The following is a 16448-nucleotide window of genomic DNA, read 5'->3' on the forward strand; positions in this document are numbered from 1 at the left end:
TGATGACTATCGGCCAGGCGGCCAGCGCGTCCGGTGTTTCGGCCAAGATGATCCGCTACTACGAAAGCATAGGGCTGGTGGACGCCGCGTATCGCAGCGACTCGGGCTACCGGCAATATGCCGACAAAGACGTGCAAACCCTGCGTTTCATAAAGCGGTCGCGCGACCTGGGCTTTTCGCTGGAGCGCATCAAGACATTGGTCGGCCTCTGGAAAGACAGCACGCGCAAGAGCTCCGATGTCAAAAAGCTGGCCCGCCAGCATATCGCCGAGCTGAACAGCGATATCGAAAAACTCCAGTCGATACGCGACCAACTGGAGCATCTGGCCGATTGCTGCCAAGGCGACAACCGGCCGGATTGTCCTATTCTGGCTGATCTTGCCCAGCCCGACGGCGTGTCGGCCTTATCAAGCAAACAGTCGGGAAACTAGACCTGCGGCTCGCGCGCCAGCGCATTGCCGTCGTCCGCCTCCGCGGCGGTTCGCTGGCCGCCTCCTTCCACTGGATGCAGGTAGGACAGGAATGTTTCCGTGCATGCGCGCCATGAGTATTTTTCCGCATGCGCGCGCGCCTCGCTGCGCGGAATGTCCATGGCTTTCAGGCAGGCGGCGCGCAAATCCTCGTCCATAACGCCAGCCCTGGAGTCGCCCAGGACATCGATGGGCCCGGTGACGGGAAAGGCCGCCACCGGACAGCCGCAAGCCATTGCTTCCAAAAGCACCAGCCCGAACGTATCGGACCGGCTGGGGAACACGAACACGTCCGCGGCGTTGTACAGGCTGGCCAGGCCTTCCTGATCCAGGACGCCCGTAAAATGCGCATCGGGGTAGCGCTGCTTCAGCGTCTCCAACATCGGTCCGTCTCCGGCAACCCACTTGGTGCCGGGCAGGTCCAGGCGCAGGAAAGCCTCCAGGTTCTTCTCGACCGCAACCCTGCCCACGCACAGGAAGATCGGCGGCTTCTGGACATGGGGCAATGGAGGGCCTGGCTGAAATATTTCCAGATCGACGCCGCGCGACCAAAGCACGACTTGCGATTCCGGGAAACCGAAAGCAATCAGGTCGCGCTTGACGGTCGGAGTGGGAACCATGACGGCGCGGGCCGGGCCGTGAAACCAGCGCAGGAAGCGGTAGGTCAACGGTAAGGGAATGCGCGTACGGGCATGGACGTATTCCGGAAAACGGGTGTGATAGGCCGTGGTGAAAGGCAGGCCGTGGCGCCGTGCATAGGCGCGCGCCGCCAGGCCCAGCGGTCCTTCGGTGGCGATGTGCAGCGCATCGGGACGGAAGGCATCCAATCGGGCGGCGACTTTGCGGCGGGGGAAAAGCGACAGCCGGATTTCCGGGTAGGTGGGGCAGGGCAGGGTGCGGAATTCCAGCGGCGTCAGCAAATCGACTTCGTGGCCCATGCGGGTCAGTTCCAGGCGCGTCTGCGTAAGTGTGCGCACCACTCCGTTGACCTGGGGTTCCCAGGCGTCGGTAACGATAAGAATCTTCAAGATTGCGATGCTCCTGTGTCGACGGAATGCGAGGCGGCGGCTGCCGGCTTGAACGTTCCGGCTTTTGCCGTGGCTTCGGGTATCCAGGTAATGATTTCAAGGCGGCCGTCCAGGTGCTCGACCAAGGCGGTCCGGCTTTCGACCCAATCGCCGTCGTTGCAATAAAGCAGGCCGTCCACTTCGCGGATCTGTGCTTTATGAATGTGCCCGCATACGACGCCGTCGAAACCTCGGCGCCTGGCCTCCTTGACCAATGCTTCTTCGAAGGCGGTAATGAACGAAACGGCGTCCTTCACCTTGTGCTTCAAGTATTGCGACAGGGACCAGTAGCCCAGACCCATGCGGGCGCGGGCCCGGTTGAACCAGACGTTCCAGGTAAGCGCCATGCAATACAGCCGATCTCCCAGATAGGCCAGCCAGGGTGCATACTGGATGACGCCGTCGAACAGGTCGCCATGGGTTATCAGCAGGCATTTGCCATCCAGCGTGGTGTGTTCCGCCTCGTGCTGCACCTCGATGCCGCCGAAATGCTCGCCGGCGTACTGACGCGCGAACGAGTCGTGGTTGCCCGGTATGAATACGACGCGCGTACCCTTGCGGGCTTTGCGCAGGATTTTCTGTATGACGTCGTTATGCGACTGCGGCCATAGCCATTTTTTCTTCAGTTGCCAGCCGTCTATGATGTCCCCGACCAGGTACAGCGTCTGGGATTCGTGCTGCTTCAGGAAGTCCAGCAGCGGTTCGGCCTGACATCCGGCTGTGCCCAGGTGCAGGTCTGAAATCCATATGGCCCGATACAGGCGGCTTGTAGTGTGTTCTTCCATCGACTCCGATACCGATACTAAATGAGCAATGAAAGGCATTACAGCAATGCCGCATGACGGCGGCATGACAAATGCAAGTACTGAACAAGACTGTGGCGCCGATGCACGGCGCCTTGGGCGATGGCGGACGTCCGCCCAGGCTGTTACTTAATTGGACAGGAAGCGAAAAATAGTAACGATTCGGCCCTGTTTCTATTTATTGGCCGTGCTTGCTTGCGGGGAAGCCAGGGCGGCTTCAAGCAGGCTGCCGACTACTTCGTTGATATCCACGCTCTGTTCCTGTGCGCGCTTGCGGATTTCCTGGACGATTTCTTCCTTGAGCTTCAAGGGGAAGGACACCAGGCCTTTAGCCTGATCCAGCTTGCGTTGTTCGCGGCGATCCAGCGGCGCGGCGCCGGAGGCGGCGGAATAGCGGGCGGGTGTGCTTCCTTTTTTCATCTTTTCGACGATTTTCAACGCTTTGTTCTTTTCCAGATCGGTTTTTTTCATGGGATTCCACTGCTAGGTTCCATGGCGCCCGTCGATATCGCCATGGCGGAATTATAAGCCGTGGCGCCGGTTAACTTTGCTTGCAAAATAAACGCGCGGGGCGCTCGCGCCGGCCGAATAACCGAGTTCAAAAAAAGCGATTGGGAGTAGCATCGAATCGCTTGCCGGAGAGCATGGCACCATAACCTCGATAATACGGGAGAGACAAACATGAACATCGGAAAACGATTATCAGCGATCGCTGCCGGTCTTGCACTCGGCCTTGCAACAGGCGGCGCTCTGGCTCAGGATAATGTCCAGAAGTTGATGAACATGAACACCACGGGCGCATCGCTGGATGTCCAGCCAGTGCCGCAAACAGGGCCCGGCCCCGACTCGATCAAGAACAACCTGAAGAATATAAAGCTGCCCGAGGGCTTCAAGATCGCCCTGTATGCCATCGTACCCGACGCACGGCACATGGCTGTCGGTCCGTCCACCGGCGTGGTCTTCGTCGGAACGCGCAAGACCAGTATCTGGTCGGTGACCGACCGGACCAAGCGCCGGGTTGCGGACGATGTCAAGCGCTTTGCCCCTTCGGTTTCGCTTAAAGTGCCGAACGGCCTGTGCTTTTCGCCCGACGGCATCCTGTACAGCGTCGAGCATAATCGCGTGCTGGCGTTTCCCGCCGCGGAGTTCTTCTACGAAGGGCCTGATGTGGCGGCCGGCGTGGTCGTACCCCAGGGCAAGCTGATTCCGGTGGCCGATGAAAGCTTCAATCATGGCGCACGGACTTGCCGCATCGGTCCGGACAAGAAGCTGTACATCACCATGGGCAATCCGTTCAATGTGCCGCCCAAGGAAAAGCTCGAGCTCTATAACAAAGTGGGCATGATGGGCATCATCCGCATGGATGCCGATGGCAAGAACCGCGAGGTCTTCGCGCATGGCGTGCGTAACTCGGTGGGCCTGGATTTCAATCCAAAAGACAAGACCCTGTGGTTCACCGACAACCAGGTCGACGGCATGGGCGACGACATTCCTCCCGGAGAGCTGAACCGCGCCACCGAGGTCGGGCAGGATTTCGGCTTCCCGATATATGGCGGCGGACATACCAGAACGATGGAGTACAAGGACGATCCGGAACCGGCGAATGTCGTCTTTCCGCAGGTCGAGATGGACGCGCATGCCGCCGATCTGGGCATGACCTTCTATAACGCTCAGATGTTCCCCGAAAAGTACCGGGGCGGCATTTTCTCGGCCCAGCATGGTTCATGGAACAGGACCACGCCGATAGGCGCGCGTGTGATGTTCACCAGCCTGAAGGAGGACGGTACGGCGGACAAGACCGAGGTATTCGCCGATGGCTGGCTGACCGCGAATAACGAATATCTGGGCCGTCCGGTCGATGTTGCGGTGCTGCCCGACGGTTCGCTGCTGGTGTCGGACGATTATGCCGGGGCCATTTACCGGATTTCATATGAGGGCAAGTAAGCCTGGCTTGATGCGCATGGCTGGGATCTTGGCGGCCTTGCTGGCGGCAAGCCCGTCCATGGCCGCGGACCTGGCGGCGGGGCGCGCCAAGGCGATGCAGTGCGCGGTGTGCCACGGCGCGTCCGGCATGGCAACCGTGCCGGACGCGCCCAACCTTGCCGGGCAGAGTGAAATCTATCTGGCCAAGGCCTTGCGCGACTTCAAGTCGGGGGCCAGGAAGAACGAAGTGATGTCGATGATGGCGGCCGGCCTTTCGGATGCCGACATAGAGAATCTAGCGGCTTATTACCAAAGCATTGAAATCACGGTAAAGCAACCCTAGATTCCCGCCTGCCTCGTCCGGCGGGCGGGAAGAGCAAGCAAAAACAATCAGCCGGCCAGTTTCAGCGTGCCGGTCATGATGGCCCAATGCCCGGGGAAAGAGCAAAAGAAGGCATAGTTTTCGCCAGCCGCCAGTTTGGCTGGGTCGAACGTGACCGACGTCGATTCGCCGCCGCCTATGACTTTGGTATGAGCGATGACACGGGTATCGCCGGCTTTTACGTAATCCTTGTCCAGGCCCGCGGCCATGCCGTCCGTCGCGACGCCTTGTTTGTCGGCCTCTTTGGTCAGCACCCAATTATGGCCCATGGCGGCCTTGGGCAACTGGCCGACGTGCTTCAGGTGCACGGTGAACTCCTTGCAGCTCTTGTCGACCGTCATTTCCTTGGTATTGAATTGCATGGCGTCGTTGCTTTCTATGGTGGCTTCGCACTGCGCGGCAGCCATGGCGGGCACAGCCATGATCGAAAGCAGGGCGGCGAAAGTGGCTTTAACTAACATGGGAAAGATCTCCGATAAAAACGAGTGGGACAAATAATCGGCATTGTTGTCGTGAAAGCGGCAATGCCCTATGCTTCATTTAAACGCCAAATCGGGGCAGGCGTCTTGATACAGGTCAAGACGGCGGGGTTTTTTGCCCAAGCGGCTGGCCTTCAATAATGTTTGAATGAGGTTAACACGATGCTCGACCAGGTTATCGACACACGCGTCCATGATATCGGCGGAGGCTTCGAGGTGGGGCGCGTCCTGCCCTACCGCCAGCGCCGGATGGTGGGGCCATTCATTTTCTTCGACCGCATGGGCCCGCACGACCTGCCCGCTCCCGTTTCCGAGCAGATAGATGTCCGCCCGCATCCGCATATCGGACTGTCCACGGTTACCTATCTGTTCGAAGGGCAGATGACCCATCGCGACAGCCTGGGCGTCCAGCAGGACATCCTGCCCGGGGCATTGAACTGGATGACGGCAGGGTCGGGAATCAGCCATTCCGAACGTTTCGACGGCATGCGCCAGGGCGGCGGCCGCATCGACGGCATCCAGGCCTGGGTTGCCTTGCCTGAAGACAACGAAGAGGACGACCCGGCCTTCGACCACTATGCCGCCGACGCGCTGCCTGCCTTCAACGAAGCGGGCGTAAGCGGCCGCATCATCGCGGGCAGCGCCTACGGCGTACAAAGCCCGGCCAAAGTGCATTCGCCGCTGTTCTACCTGCATGCGGAATTGAAGCCTGGCGCAAGGCTGGAGCTGCCTTCCGGATACGCCGAGCGCGCCGCCTACGTGGCGCAAGGCCGTGTCGACATCGACGGCGTCCAATACCGTTCGGGACAGATGGCGGTCTTCGCGGCGGGCGGAGCGCCGTACCTTACCGCCCTGGAAGCCACCCGGATTATGCTGCTGGGCGGCGAGCCCTTGGGCCCCCGCCATATCTGGTGGAATTTCGTGTCCTCGCGCAAGGATCGCATAGAGCAGGCCAAGGCCGACTGGACCGCCGGCCGCATTGCGCTGCCCACCCAGGACAATGCCGAATTCATCCCGCTGCCGCAGACGGTGGCCTGAGTCCCGTCATTTTGCCGCCTCAGGCAAGGGGGAATATTCGGCGGGCACCCACGCATAGCCCGCGGCATCGCGCCGGACGTGGCCCAGCCCGGGAAAGGGCAGGTGGGCGCCGGCAATCCATAGCTTTTCGCCGCTGGCCTGCTCAAGCACCTTCTTGCGGCTCGCAACGGCTTGCGGCTGATCGACATCGAATTCGATGGACACTTCGGGGTGCGAAAATTGCACGGCGTGGCTATGGATCACATCGCCCCAGATCAGCAGTTTTTGTTGCTCCGACCCGAACAGATATCCGCCATGTCCCGGCGTATGGCCGTGCAGCGGCACCGATACGACGCCGGGCATGACGGTATTTCCGGCCTTGAATTTCTTCAGCTTGCCCGTTGCAACATAAGGCGCGACCGATGCCTGGGCCATCTTGAAGAAAGGTTGCGCATCGGCCGGCGCTTTCGCCGCCACATCCGGATTCAGCCAAAAGGCGGCCTCTTCCTGCGCCACATATACCGTGGCATTGGGAAAGGCCGCCTTGCCGTCGGCGCTCAAGCCACAGGCATGGTCGCCATGCAAATGGGTCAGCAATACCGTATCGATCTGGTCGGCCTCGTATCCCGCGGCGCGGATATTGCCGGTGATGGCGCCCAGCGTGGGTCCGAAACACTTGGCGGCGCCGGCATCGACCAGAATAAGGTTTTTCCCGGTATTGATCAGAAAGCCATTTACCGCGGTCTGGACGCCATCCGAAGAAAGCGGGACGAACATGCGGGCCAGCAAGTCTTGGATGGTTTCCTGGCTTGCGCCTTTCAGAATCCCGGGATTCAATGAAACGTGTCCGTCGTACAGCGCGGTGACCTCAATTCCGCCCAGCGCCATGCGGTAGTATCCCGGAACCTGGCTCATGAGCTAGGCGGGTGCTTGCGCCTCTGCAACCACCGGTATCGATACGGTGCCCACAGCGGCGGCCGCAATCAGGGCGCCCACAAAAAAACGGCGGACGCTTGAGGAATGGTTTTGTGCCATGACGATGCCTCGGTAAGAAGTGAGAGCACAAGTGTAGCGGGCAAATCGCTTGCGCACTGGAAATCCGGCGTTAAGGCTGCCGGGTAAAAGGCCGTACGCGGCTGCGCAAGCTGGCCAGTTCGCTCTCCAGATCCTTGATGCGCCCAAGCAGCCTCATCGCTATCGCCAGGCCCTGCTCATCCAGTTCGAAGTCGTCGCGCAGCCGGCGGGCCGTACGCGCCACGACGATGCACTCGGTGTGAAAAAAATAGTTGTGCGGATCATCGTTGGACGGCGTCAGGATGCCTGTTTCGATCAAGTTCAGGATGTCGTCGCGGGCAAGCCCCGATACCTCCATGATGTGTTCCAGCGAGCAGATATCGGATGTGTTCAACCATACGGCTTCTACAGTTCGAATAGTCATGGCTGCTTCCCTGAATTCAGTTGCGCGCGAGGGTCGTAACGCGAGACGGAGGCAAGCTGGCTGAACAGTTCGCGCTCCTGTTCGGTGGGCGTGCGGGGTACGTCGATACGCACGGTAACGTACAGGTCGCCTTGTGCCCCGCTGGCGTCTGGCATGCCTCTTTTGGCCAGGCGCAGTTTGCGATCGGCCACCGTTCCCGGCGGTATGGTCATTTCCACCGGCCCTCCCAGCGTAGGGACCTGGACCTTTCCTCCCAGCACGGCTTCCCAGGGACTGAGCGGAAGATCCAGATGCAGATCGCGCTTGTCCAAGCGGTAAAGCGTGTGCGGACTGATTTGCATGACCAGGTAAAGATCGCCCGGCTTGCCGCCATGCAGCCCGCTACCGCCTTTGCCCGGGAGGCGCAGGCGCTGGCCGTCGGCGGCGCCTTTCGGTATGCGGACCCTGTACGTCCGGGGCACGCGGTGCAGCAGGCCTTGTGCGTCGTAATCCGGCACCGCGACACTGATGTCGGTTTCCGCGCCGCTATAAATCTGCTCAAGACTTACCGGCAACACCATCTCGAAGTCCTGCCCATGCAAGGGCCGCCGTGCCTGGCCTTGCCGTCCGCCGGCCTGCGCCGCCGCGAACGCCGCAAGGAGATCCGCCAGGTCCACATCGTCGAAGTCTTGCGGCGCCTCGTGGAAATAGTCCCGCCATTCGCGCGGCGGCACGAAGTCTTCGCCTTGGGGCCGGGCGCCCAGCGCATCGTAGGCGGCGCGCTTTTCAGGATCTTTCAACGTGGCATAGGCTTCGGCCACCTGCTTGAACTTGTCTTCGGCCCCCGCTTCCTTGGATACATCGGGATGATGCTGATGGGCCAGCTTGCGATAGGCCTTCTTTATGTCGGCCTGGGTGGCGTTGCGCTCAATCCCCAGAATCTGATAGTAATCAACATATTTCATTGAAACTCCCGCGATGGCGCGAACAGGGCCGAGCATCGGCCGGCTTGGCTACAGCAATTGTCGCGCCTGGATGCCGATTGCGCCAGCGCCGCCGCCAAGGACGGCGCACGCCGCATCGCGACCGGGCCTGCGATTTGCTGGCATCACCAAGGTGAACATCCAGATCGAGGAGCGACTTCATGGGCCAGAACCAGGACAGCAATGAGCGCGGCGCCGAGCAGACAGTGGAACAGCAGCGCGCCATACAGCGAGAACAGGAACAAAAGGACGCCGGGCAATCCGGCAAAGGAGGGGCGAGCCAGGGCGGCGGCGCCGTCCAGACGGGCGCGCGGGAGCACCCCGAACCTCCGCTGCCCGCCCAGCATCTTGAAAAACCCGGCAACGAGAAGGACCTGATACTCGCTCCGCAGTTCCAGGCGCCCGCATACAAGGGCAGCGGCAAGCTGGAAGGACTCTCCGCGATCATCACCGGCGGGGATTCGGGGATAGGGAGGGCGGTCTCCGTGCTGTTCGCGCGGGAAGGGGCCGATGTGGCGGTGGTCTACCTGGACGAGCACGAAGACGCCAGGGAAACGCAGCGCTGCGTCGAGGCCGAAGGAAAACGCTGCCTGCTGATCGCGGGGGATGTGAAGGACGCCGGCTTTTGCCGCGATGCCGTGTCGCAAACAGTGCAGGCCTTCGGCAAGCTGGATGTCCTGGTCAACAATGCCGCGTTCCAGGAACATGCATCGACGCTGGAGGACATCACCGATGAACGGTTCGATGAAACCATGCGTACCAATGTTTACGGATACTTCCACATGGCCCGGGCGGCTCTGGGCCATTTGAAGGAAGGAGGGGCCATCATCAATACCGGGTCGGTCACCGGATTGAGCGGCAATGCCGAGCTGCTGGACTATTCCACGACGAAAGGGGCCATCCACGCATTCACCATGTCTTTGGCCGCCAATCTGGCGAAGAAGGGGATACGGGTCAATGCCGTGGCGCCGGGGCCGGTGTGGACGCCGCTGAACCCCGCCGATAAGCCGGCCGAAAAAGTCAAGTCATTCGGCAGTAAAACGGCTCTGGGCAGGCCCGCGCAACCCGAGGAGCTTTCGCCCGCCTATGTATTTCTGGCCTCTGCCGCCTGCTCGAGCTATATCACCGGCATCGTCCTTCCGGTTACGGGCTCGCCGGGGAGCTAGCCTAGCCGCGATACCGGAGCGCTTCGACAAAGGCCGAGAAGGCCGGGGAGGCCTGGCGCCTGTTCGGATAGTACAAGTGGTAGCCCTGGAAATAGGGGCACCAGTCGGGAAGGACCTCTTTGAGCCGGCCATCGGCCAAATAAGGCGCGACCAGCTCTTCAGGCACGTAGGCCAAGCCGATTCCGTCCACAGCGGCGTTAAGGACATGCATGATGCTGTTGAAGACCAGTTGCCCTTCGACTTTGACGGTAAAGGCCTGGCCGTCCTTTTCGAACTCCCACGCGTAAATGGCGCCGGCCGGCCGATGCCGAATATTGACGCAATCATGACGGGTCAAATCATGAGGCGTCTTTGGGGGCGGATTCCGATTGAAATAAGCAGGGGATCCGACCACGGCCAAACGCCAATCCGGCCCGATGCGAGCCGCGATCATATCCTTGCCAATCGCTTCACCCAGGCGTATGCCAGCGTCGAAACGCTCCTCGATGACATTGGTGAACCCATAGTCCACATAGAATTCCAGAGTGATGTCGGGATAGTCTTTCAGGAATTGCGCCAGCCTGGGCCGTATGCACAGCTCGATTTGATCGTCCGTGCAGGTAATGCGGATGGTGCCCCTTGGCGTGTCTCGCCATTCACTCAACGTCTCGAGCTCCGCGCTGATCTGATCGAAAAGCGGCGCGATCGAGCGCATCAGCCTGTCTCCCGCTTCAGTAGGCGCCACATTGCGGGTGGAGCGCGCCAATAGGCGCACCCCGAGCCGCTCTTCAAGCGCCCGCATCGCATGGCTAAGCGCGGAAGGCGTAATGCCCAGCTTTGCTGCCGCTTTGGTAAAGCTGCGGTCTCGAGCCACGGCCACGAAGGCTTGCAGGTCATTGACTTTGTTGTGTTTCATTAATGAAATTTTCTCACAACCGCATCCGGATTGCACCCACTAATCAGAACGCCATAGATACGTCAAGATGTCTGCATGAAGGGGCCGCTATTGTTCATTACCGATGAGCTGGCCTCGTTCTTCACCCAAAACCTGGCATAAACGTTCCATGAATACTTCAGTTTCCGAGATTTCGGCGGGCAACAAGCCCGCCCGTCATCAGTTCGAACATCAATCCGCATACTGGAGCGGCATTTTCGCGATGACGCTGTGCGTGTTCACGCTGATCGCTTCAGAATTCATGCCCGTCAGCTTGCTGACGCCCATCGCCTCCGATCTGCAGGTCGGAGAAGGCTGGGCGGGCTATGGCATTGCCATCTCCGGCGCCTTCGCGGTGCTGACCAGTCTTTTCATGTCAACGCTCGCGGGCTCCATGAACCGTAAAAGCCTGTTGCTGCTGTTGACGGGGCTGATGGGTATTTCGGGCCTGATCATCGGGCTGTCGCCCAACTATATGACCTACATGCTCGGCCGCGCGCTGATCGGCGTGGTGGTCGGCGGGTTCTGGTCCATGTCGGCGGCGCTGGCCATGCGGCTGGTGCCGGCCGACAAGGTGCCCAAGGCGCTGGCCATCTTCAACGGCGGCAATGCGCTGGCAGCCGTGGTGGCGGCCCCACTGGGAAGTTATCTCGGCGGTGTCATCGGCTGGCGCGGCGCCTTCCTTTGCCTCGTGCCCGTGGCGCTGATCGCCCTGGCATGGCAATGGTTCAGCTTGCCTTCCATGAAGGCTGCACCGCGCATGGCGGGTTCGGGAAATGTCCTCGGGCTGTTCCAGAACCGTTTGATCGTTCTGGGCATGCTGGCAGTCGGCACGTTCTTCATGGGGCAGTTCATGCTGTTTACCTATGTGCGGCCCTTCCTGGAGACCGTCACCCGCGTGGACTTGTCAACGCTGTCGATGATTCTGCTGGCGATCGGCCTTGCCGGTTTTATCGGTACGATGTTCATCGGGGGCTTCTTGAAGAAGGGCATGTATCGCACGCTGGTGGCCATCCCGCTGTCGATGGCCGCCATCAGTCTGGCCTTGATTGCCTTTGGCGACTCGGTGACGATGGCGTTTGTTCTGCTTGGCCTGTGGGGCCTGGTGGGAACGGCCGCTCCGGTCGGGTGGTGGTCGTGGCTGGCCGCGTCGCTGCCCAAGGATGCCGAAGCCGGCGGCGGCCTGATGGTGGCCATGGTTCAACTTTCCATTGCGCTGGGCTCCACCATTGGGGGTATGCTGTTCGATGGAAGCGGCTATCGCGCCACCTTCGTCGCGGCGGCAATCGTATTGCTGGCAGCGGCATTGCTTGCCATGCTGACCTCGCGCTCTTTCCAATCGATATAGGAGTTTTTCCACCATGACCATCAAAGCCTACGGCGCCCATGCGGGAGATCAGCCTCTCGAATCCATGGACATTACCCGGCGCGCGCCGGGCGAGCACGATGTGCAAATCGACATTGCCTACTGCGGCGTTTGCCATTCCGACCTTCACCAAGTGCGTTCCGAATGGGCCGGCACCCTGTTTCCCTGCGTGCCGGGGCATGAGATTGTCGGCCGTGTCACCGCCGTGGGCGCGCAGGTGTCGGGGTTTGCGACGGGCGATCTGGTCGGGGTCGGCTGCATCGTCGATAGCTGTCGGCACTGCGGGGACTGCGCCGACGGGCTGGAGAACTATTGCGATCACATGGTTGGCACGTATAACGGCCCCACAGCGGACGCTCCCGGCCATACGCTGGGCGGCTATTCGCAGCGCATCGTCGTGCATGAACGCTATGTGCTGCGCATCCGCCACCCCGAGGTTCAATTGGCCGCCGTGGCCCCTCTGCTGTGCGCGGGCATCACCACGTATTCGCCGCTGCGCCACTGGAAGGTGGGGCCCGGCCACAAAGTGGGCGTGGTCGGCATCGGCGGCCTGGGACACATGGGCATCAAGCTGGCGCACGCCATGGGTGCGCATGTGGTCGCTTTCACCACCTCGGTATCCAAGCGCGAGGCGGCTACGGCTCTGGGAGCGGACGAGGTCGTGGTCTCGCGCAATGCCGACGAAATGGCGGCGCATGCCAAGAGTTTCGACTTCATCCTCAATACCGTCGCCGCGCCGCACGATCTGGACGCCTTCTTCGCGTTGCTCAAGCGCGATGGCACGATGGCTCTGGTTGGTGCCCCGGCCACGCCGCATCCTTCGCCCGACGTGTTCAGCCTGATCACGAAGCGCCGCAGCCTGGCGGGATCGATGATCGGCGGCATCCCCGAGACGCAAGAAATGCTGGACTTCTGCGCCGAACGCGGCATCGTTGCGGATATCGAGATGATCCGCGCCGATGAGGTCAACGAAGCCTACGAACGCATGCTCAAAGGCGACGTGAAGTACCGCTTTGTCATCGACAACGCGACGCTGGCAGCCGCGCGGGATTCCGGCGCCGCGCGTATGGAGTGATCATGACAGGCCCAGGCGTACGGCAAGCGCCGCCAGGGTAACGAGCAGCACAGGCAATGTCAGCACGATGCCAACCCGAAAGTAGTATCCCCAGGTGATGGTCATTCCCTTGCGCGCCAGGACGTGCAGCCACAGCAGCGTTGCCAGGCTGCCGATAGGGGTGATCTTGGGACCCAGGTCGCTGCCGATGACATTGGCATAGATCATGGCTTCCTTGATTGCTCCGCTTGCCTGGCTGGCATCGATCGAAAGCGCACCCACCAGGACGGTAGGCATGTTGTTCATGATGGACGAGAGCAGGGCGGTCAGCACGCCTGTGCCCAGGGTGGCCGCCCATAAGCCGTGGCCAGCCAAATAGTCCAGCAAAGCCGCGATCATTTCCGTCAGCCCGGCATTTCGCATGCCATAGACAACCAGATACATACCCAAGGAAAAAATCACGATGGACCAGGGCGCTTCACGCAGCACCTTGCGTGTGCCGATGACATGGCCGCGGCCTGCGACGACGAGCAACGCCAATGCCCCCAGTGCGGCGATGGCACTGACCGGTATGCCGAATCCCTCAAGGGTAAAAAAGCTGATCAGCAGCAGCCCCAGCACGACCCAGCCCGCACGAAAGGTCGCCAGATCTCGAATCGCCGCTTTCGGCTGCTTAAGCTGGCTGTCGTCGTAGCGAACCGGAATACTGCGGTGAAAATACAGCAGGAGAACCAGCAAAGTGGCTGCAACGGAGACCATGTTGACGGGAACCATGACTGCGGCGTAGCGGGCAAAGCTGATATCGAAAAAATCCGCGGATACGATGTTGACAAGGTTGGAGACGATGAACGGCAAGCTGCCCGTGTCGGCAATAAAGCCTGCCGCCATGACGAAGGCCAGTGTGGCCGCTGGGCTGAACCCCAACGCCAAAAGCATGGCCATGACGATAGGCGTCAAAATCAAGGCGGCGCCGTCATTGGCAAAGAACGCGGACACCGCGGCGCCCAGCAAGACAATCAATGCGAATAAGCGACGGCCGCGCCCACCGCCCCACTTGGCGACGTGCAGCGCCGTCCATTCGAAAAAACCGGCTTCATCCAGCAGCAGACTGATAATAATGATGGCCACGAACGTGCCGGTTGCGTTCCAGACTATCTGCCAGACAACAGGTATGTCGCTAAAGCCGACCACCCCAAAGGCCAGCGCCAGCACGGCGCCGATGACGGCGCTCCAACCTATGTTCAAGCCGCGTGGCTGCCAGATAACCAGAACGATGGTGACAATAAAAATCGATAGCGCAGCAAGCACGTGAGGTCTCTCTTTACAACAAACGGGAAGGCGCCCTGGGCAGAGGGCACCGAAGATGAAAGCGTCGGTTCACAAAACGCGGGTAGGCAATGCGTTAAGGAAGAAGGCCGCCTATGCGATCCAGTTCGCTCTTAAAGCGTGCCGGATCGCTTTTCAAGTCAGTTAGCGGCAACGCCAGGAATGCTTCAATACGGGTGCGCAGAATGCGATACGCGGTATTGAACGCCGCATCGATCTCTTCGTCGGTGCCCGTTGCGTGGGCAGGATCCTCGACGCCCCAATGAGTCCGTATGACCGGGCCCAGGTACGCGGGGCAGGTTTCGCCCGCGGCACTGGCGCAAACAGTGACGACGACATCCGGAGTAAGCGGCAGCTTATCCCAGAGCTTGCTGAAGTAGCCATCAGCCGCAATGCCTTCGCGCCCGAGCAGCGCCAACGACCGGGGATGCACCTGGCCTGTGGGATGGCTGCCAGCGCTCATGGCCTTCCAGCCTGCCGGAGCAAGATGATTAAAAGTTGCTTCGGCCAAGATAGACCGGCAGGAATTACCTGTGCACAGGAAAAGGATATTCATATATGCGATACAAAATAAGATGGAGCCGGCGCTGGGAAGGCTAGCCCGCGCGAGAGGCCCGCGCTGAACTACCCCACGGGTGCAGCGGAATTATTCAGTAGCGACGGCGCCTGATTGAGTGGTTTGATTGCCCAGTGCATCGAGTTCGCGTTTGATCGCCACACGATCCAGTGTCGTCAACGGCAGGCTATTGAAAATCTTGATCCGGTTTGCGATTTGGCGAAAAATCTTGTCGAAGCGGCCTCGCTGTTCTTCGGTGCTTCCCTTGCAAGCTGACGGATCTTCAAAGCCCCAGTGCGCGGTAATCGGTTGGCCAGGCCATAGTGGACATTCTTCCCCGGCCGCGCTATCGCAGAGGGTGATCACAAAATCCATTTTCGGCGCCTCCGGTCGAGCGAACTCATCCCAGCTTTTGCTGCGCAAACCATCAACCGGCAGGCGCGCCGACTGAAGAACTTCGATGGTAAGCGGGTTTACATGGGCGCCAGGGCGGCTGCCAGCGCTGTATGCTTTAAAGCGATCATGGCCAAAAGAATTAAGCAGCACTTCAGCCATGATGCTGCGTGCCGAGTTACCTGTACATAGAAACAGGGTGTTGTAGGCTTTATCCGACATGGTGCAGAAGTTCCTCGGTTGAGTGTTGCCGGCTTAGCGGCCAGTACAGAAGTGAGTGGCTAGGAGCGGGATTTCTGAACACCCGTACAGGTGCCAAGACTTACCGGCGAGCATGGGTTTCCGCCGCAGCAGTTCTCGGTAAGGTAGGCCAGAAGCAAATTCATGGCTTTGTACTCGGCTGAGTAAAAGACAAAACGTCCTTCTTGACGGGATGACAACAGTCCGGCATTGACCAATTCCTTCAGATGAAAAGAGAGTGAAGAGGGCGCAATGCCAAGCAGCTCCGAGAGCTGCCCAGCCGGCAATCCGGCTGGACCGGCTTGCACCAAGCAGCGATAGGCCTCCAGGCGGGACTCGTGGGCGATGGCGGCTAGGGCGCGGACTATACTTTTCGTTTCCATTGATCAATAATACTCGAAATGTCGAAATTAAGGAATCCCCATGAGCAACATCACGATTTACCATAATCCCGCCTGCGGGACTTCGCGCAACACGCTGGGTTTGATCCGCAATGCCGGTATAGAACCCACCGTAATCGAATACTTGAAAACGCCGCCATCACGTGAAGCGCTTGCCGATCTGATTCAACGCGCCGGTTTGACGGTGCGCCAGGCACTGCGCGAAAAAGGCACTCCGTTCATGGAATTGGGCCTGGATGATACGGCGCTCACAGACGCGCAACTGCTTGACGCGATGCAAGAGCATCCCATCCTGATGAATCGCCCCTTTGTTGTAACGCCACTGGGGGTACGTTTATGCAGGCCTTCGGAGATGGTTTTGGGCATTCTTCCGGAACCGCAGCAAGGTCCATTTACGAAGGAAGATGGCGAACTTGTCATTGACGAGCGCGGCCAACGGCTGCGCTGACCGTCAAGGAATTCCAAATAAAATCATTTGGCACGCTCAGCTTT

20 protein-coding genes are annotated in these 16448 nt (G+C 60.1%); 8 read left to right on the plus strand and 12 right to left on the minus strand.

All coding sequences use genetic code 11. The features are described 5' to 3' along the window. Positions 1-2 precede the first annotated feature (2 nt). Positions 3-431 carry a Cu(I)-responsive transcriptional regulator gene (cueR, locus tag V0R37_RS07845; protein WP_420374044.1) on the plus strand — a complete coding sequence of 143 codons (429 nt, stop codon included), beginning with the start codon at positions 3-5 and terminating at the stop codon, positions 429-431. Here cueR and V0R37_RS07850 read toward each other — a convergent pair. The 3 genes from V0R37_RS07850 to V0R37_RS07860 all read right to left on the minus strand — a co-directional run bounded on the left by V0R37_RS07850 (position 428) and on the right by V0R37_RS07860 (position 2811). Continuing rightward, positions 428-1498 (minus strand): glycosyltransferase family 4 protein, encoded by a 1071-nt coding sequence (locus V0R37_RS07850; protein ID WP_420373998.1) that lies wholly within the window; start codon positions 1496-1498, stop codon positions 428-430. The two genes, cueR and V0R37_RS07850, sit on opposite strands and share 4 nt — an antisense overlap. Beyond that, entirely contained in the window at positions 1495-2361 is an 867-nt protein-coding gene (locus tag V0R37_RS07855; protein WP_420373999.1) for a UDP-2,3-diacylglucosamine diphosphatase, read from the minus strand. Before V0R37_RS07855 ends, V0R37_RS07850 begins: the two co-directional genes overlap by 4 nt. Positions 2362-2514: 153 nt before the next feature. Further along, positions 2515-2811, minus strand: a complete 297-nt coding sequence (locus V0R37_RS07860; RefSeq protein ID WP_420374000.1) for a hypothetical protein — start codon at positions 2809-2811, stop codon at positions 2515-2517. Positions 2812-3021: 210 nt separating this feature from the next. Between V0R37_RS07860 and V0R37_RS07865 the strand changes: the two genes are divergently transcribed. Together V0R37_RS07865 and V0R37_RS07870 are read left to right on the plus strand one after the other, a co-directional pair. Next, the gene (locus tag V0R37_RS07865; protein WP_420374001.1) at positions 3022-4284 is read left to right on the plus strand and encodes a PQQ-dependent sugar dehydrogenase; all 1263 of its coding nucleotides are present in this window, start codon (positions 3022-3024) and stop codon (positions 4282-4284) included. Then, positions 4271-4606, plus strand: a complete 336-nt coding sequence (locus V0R37_RS07870) for a c-type cytochrome (protein ID WP_420374002.1) — start codon at positions 4271-4273, stop codon at positions 4604-4606. Before V0R37_RS07865 ends, V0R37_RS07870 begins: the two co-directional genes overlap by 14 nt. A gap of 47 nt (positions 4607-4653) precedes the next feature. Here V0R37_RS07870 and azu read toward each other — a convergent pair whose 3' ends face one another. Further along, the gene (gene azu / locus V0R37_RS07875; RefSeq protein ID WP_420374003.1) at positions 4654-5106 is read right to left on the minus strand and encodes an azurin; all 453 of its coding nucleotides are present in this window, start codon (positions 5104-5106) and stop codon (positions 4654-4656) included. 180 nt (positions 5107-5286) lie between these two features. Between azu and V0R37_RS07880 the strand changes: the two genes are divergently transcribed. After that, positions 5287-6162, plus strand: a complete 876-nt coding sequence (locus V0R37_RS07880; protein ID WP_420374004.1) for a pirin family protein — start codon at positions 5287-5289, stop codon at positions 6160-6162. A 6-nt stretch (positions 6163-6168) separates the two neighbouring features. Here the strand turns inward: V0R37_RS07880 and V0R37_RS07885 are convergent, their stop codons facing one another. The 3 genes from V0R37_RS07885 to V0R37_RS07895 form a co-directional block, all read right to left on the minus strand. Further along, complete coding sequence (locus V0R37_RS07885; RefSeq protein ID WP_420374005.1) at positions 6169-7056, minus strand: MBL fold metallo-hydrolase; 888 nt, start codon at positions 7054-7056, stop codon at positions 6169-6171. A gap of 190 nt (positions 7057-7246) precedes the next feature. Then, the gene (locus tag V0R37_RS07890) at positions 7247-7579 is read right to left on the minus strand and encodes a chaperone modulator CbpM (protein WP_420374006.1); all 333 of its coding nucleotides are present in this window, start codon (positions 7577-7579) and stop codon (positions 7247-7249) included. Beyond that, positions 7576-8523, minus strand: a complete 948-nt coding sequence (locus tag V0R37_RS07895) for a DnaJ C-terminal domain-containing protein (protein ID WP_420374007.1) — start codon at positions 8521-8523, stop codon at positions 7576-7578. The genes V0R37_RS07890 and V0R37_RS07895 overlap by 4 nt, the downstream gene beginning before the upstream one ends. Positions 8524-8702: 179 nt before the next feature. Here V0R37_RS07895 and V0R37_RS07900 point away from each other — a divergent pair, with 179 nt between their 5' ends. Continuing rightward, positions 8703-9707, plus strand: a complete 1005-nt coding sequence (locus V0R37_RS07900; protein ID WP_420374008.1) for an SDR family oxidoreductase — start codon at positions 8703-8705, stop codon at positions 9705-9707. A gap of 1 nt (position 9708) precedes the next feature. On the opposite strand, the gene V0R37_RS07905 is transcribed toward V0R37_RS07900, so the two are convergent. Further along, positions 9709-10602: a LysR family transcriptional regulator gene (locus V0R37_RS07905; protein WP_420374009.1), complete on the minus strand. Its 894-nt coding sequence runs from the start codon at positions 10600-10602 to the stop codon at positions 9709-9711. Positions 10603-10843: 241 nt separating this feature from the next. Between V0R37_RS07905 and V0R37_RS07910 the strand changes: the two genes are divergently transcribed. Together V0R37_RS07910 and V0R37_RS07915 are read left to right on the plus strand one after the other, a co-directional pair. Continuing rightward, positions 10844-11968, plus strand: coding sequence for an MFS transporter (locus V0R37_RS07910; RefSeq protein WP_420374045.1), 1125 nt, complete (start codon positions 10844-10846; stop codon positions 11966-11968). Positions 11969-11981: 13 nt separating this feature from the next. Next, on the plus strand, positions 11982-13061 hold the full coding sequence (locus V0R37_RS07915; protein WP_420374010.1) for an NAD(P)-dependent alcohol dehydrogenase: 1080 nt from the start codon (positions 11982-11984) through the stop codon (positions 13059-13061). Here V0R37_RS07915 and V0R37_RS07920 read toward each other — a convergent pair whose 3' ends face one another. From V0R37_RS07920 to V0R37_RS07935, 4 genes are all read right to left on the minus strand, one after another. Further along, positions 13062-14348, minus strand: coding sequence for an arsenic transporter (locus V0R37_RS07920; protein WP_420374011.1), 1287 nt, complete (start codon positions 14346-14348; stop codon positions 13062-13064). It abuts the gene before it with no gap. 94 nt (positions 14349-14442) lie between these two features. Then, positions 14443-14922, minus strand: coding sequence for an arsenate reductase ArsC (locus tag V0R37_RS07925; RefSeq protein ID WP_420374012.1), 480 nt, complete (start codon positions 14920-14922; stop codon positions 14443-14445). 90 nt (positions 14923-15012) lie between these two features. After that, a complete protein-coding gene (locus V0R37_RS07930) occupies positions 15013-15537 on the minus strand; it encodes an arsenate reductase ArsC (protein WP_420374013.1) in 525 nt (174 codons plus the stop codon). Positions 15538-15596: 59 nt separating this feature from the next. Beyond that, positions 15597-15938, minus strand: a complete 342-nt coding sequence (locus V0R37_RS07935; protein ID WP_420374014.1) for an ArsR/SmtB family transcription factor — start codon at positions 15936-15938, stop codon at positions 15597-15599. Between the two features lie 40 nt (positions 15939-15978). Between V0R37_RS07935 and arsC the strand changes: the two genes are divergently transcribed. Next, positions 15979-16404 (plus strand): arsenate reductase (glutaredoxin), encoded by a 426-nt coding sequence (arsC, locus tag V0R37_RS07940; RefSeq protein ID WP_420374015.1) that lies wholly within the window; start codon positions 15979-15981, stop codon positions 16402-16404. Positions 16405-16448: the final 44 nt, after the last annotated feature.

It is taken from the genome of Pollutimonas rozaliensis (genome assembly GCF_048751585.1).
Lineage (GTDB): Bacteria > Pseudomonadota > Gammaproteobacteria > Burkholderiales > Burkholderiaceae_B.

Excerpts from the sequence above, each read along its gene's own strand:
- V0R37_RS07910 (WP_420374045.1), top strand. The coding sequence starts at position 10,844 with ATGACGCTGTGCGTGTTCACGCTGATCGCTTCAGAATTCATGCCCGTC.
- V0R37_RS07895 (WP_420374007.1), bottom strand. The coding sequence starts at position 8,523 with ATGAAATATGTTGATTACTATCAGATTCTGGGGATTGAGCGCAACGCC.
- arsC (WP_420374015.1), top strand. The coding sequence starts at position 15,979 with ATGAGCAACATCACGATTTACCATAATCCCGCCTGCGGGACTTCGCGC.
- azu (WP_420374003.1), bottom strand. The coding sequence starts at position 5,106 with ATGTTAGTTAAAGCCACTTTCGCCGCCCTGCTTTCGATCATGGCTGTG.
- V0R37_RS07870 (WP_420374002.1), top strand. The coding sequence starts at position 4,271 with ATGAGGGCAAGTAAGCCTGGCTTGATGCGCATGGCTGGGATCTTGGCG.
- V0R37_RS07890 (WP_420374006.1), bottom strand. The coding sequence starts at position 7,579 with ATGACTATTCGAACTGTAGAAGCCGTATGGTTGAACACATCCGATATC.
- V0R37_RS07860 (WP_420374000.1), bottom strand. The coding sequence starts at position 2,811 with ATGAAAAAAACCGATCTGGAAAAGAACAAAGCGTTGAAAATCGTCGAA.
- V0R37_RS07885 (WP_420374005.1), bottom strand. The coding sequence starts at position 7,056 with ATGAGCCAGGTTCCGGGATACTACCGCATGGCGCTGGGCGGAATTGAG.
- V0R37_RS07915 (WP_420374010.1), top strand. The coding sequence starts at position 11,982 with ATGACCATCAAAGCCTACGGCGCCCATGCGGGAGATCAGCCTCTCGAA.
- V0R37_RS07865 (WP_420374001.1), top strand. The coding sequence starts at position 3,022 with ATGAACATCGGAAAACGATTATCAGCGATCGCTGCCGGTCTTGCACTC.
- cueR (WP_420374044.1), top strand. The coding sequence starts at position 3 with ATGACTATCGGCCAGGCGGCCAGCGCGTCCGGTGTTTCGGCCAAGATG.
- V0R37_RS07930 (WP_420374013.1), bottom strand. The coding sequence starts at position 15,537 with ATGTCGGATAAAGCCTACAACACCCTGTTTCTATGTACAGGTAACTCG.
- V0R37_RS07855 (WP_420373999.1), bottom strand. The coding sequence starts at position 2,361 with ATGCCTTTCATTGCTCATTTAGTATCGGTATCGGAGTCGATGGAAGAA.
- V0R37_RS07900 (WP_420374008.1), top strand. The coding sequence starts at position 8,703 with ATGGGCCAGAACCAGGACAGCAATGAGCGCGGCGCCGAGCAGACAGTG.
- V0R37_RS07935 (WP_420374014.1), bottom strand. The coding sequence starts at position 15,938 with ATGGAAACGAAAAGTATAGTCCGCGCCCTAGCCGCCATCGCCCACGAG.
- V0R37_RS07880 (WP_420374004.1), top strand. The coding sequence starts at position 5,287 with ATGCTCGACCAGGTTATCGACACACGCGTCCATGATATCGGCGGAGGC.
- V0R37_RS07905 (WP_420374009.1), bottom strand. The coding sequence starts at position 10,602 with ATGAAACACAACAAAGTCAATGACCTGCAAGCCTTCGTGGCCGTGGCT.
- V0R37_RS07925 (WP_420374012.1), bottom strand. The coding sequence starts at position 14,922 with ATGAATATCCTTTTCCTGTGCACAGGTAATTCCTGCCGGTCTATCTTG.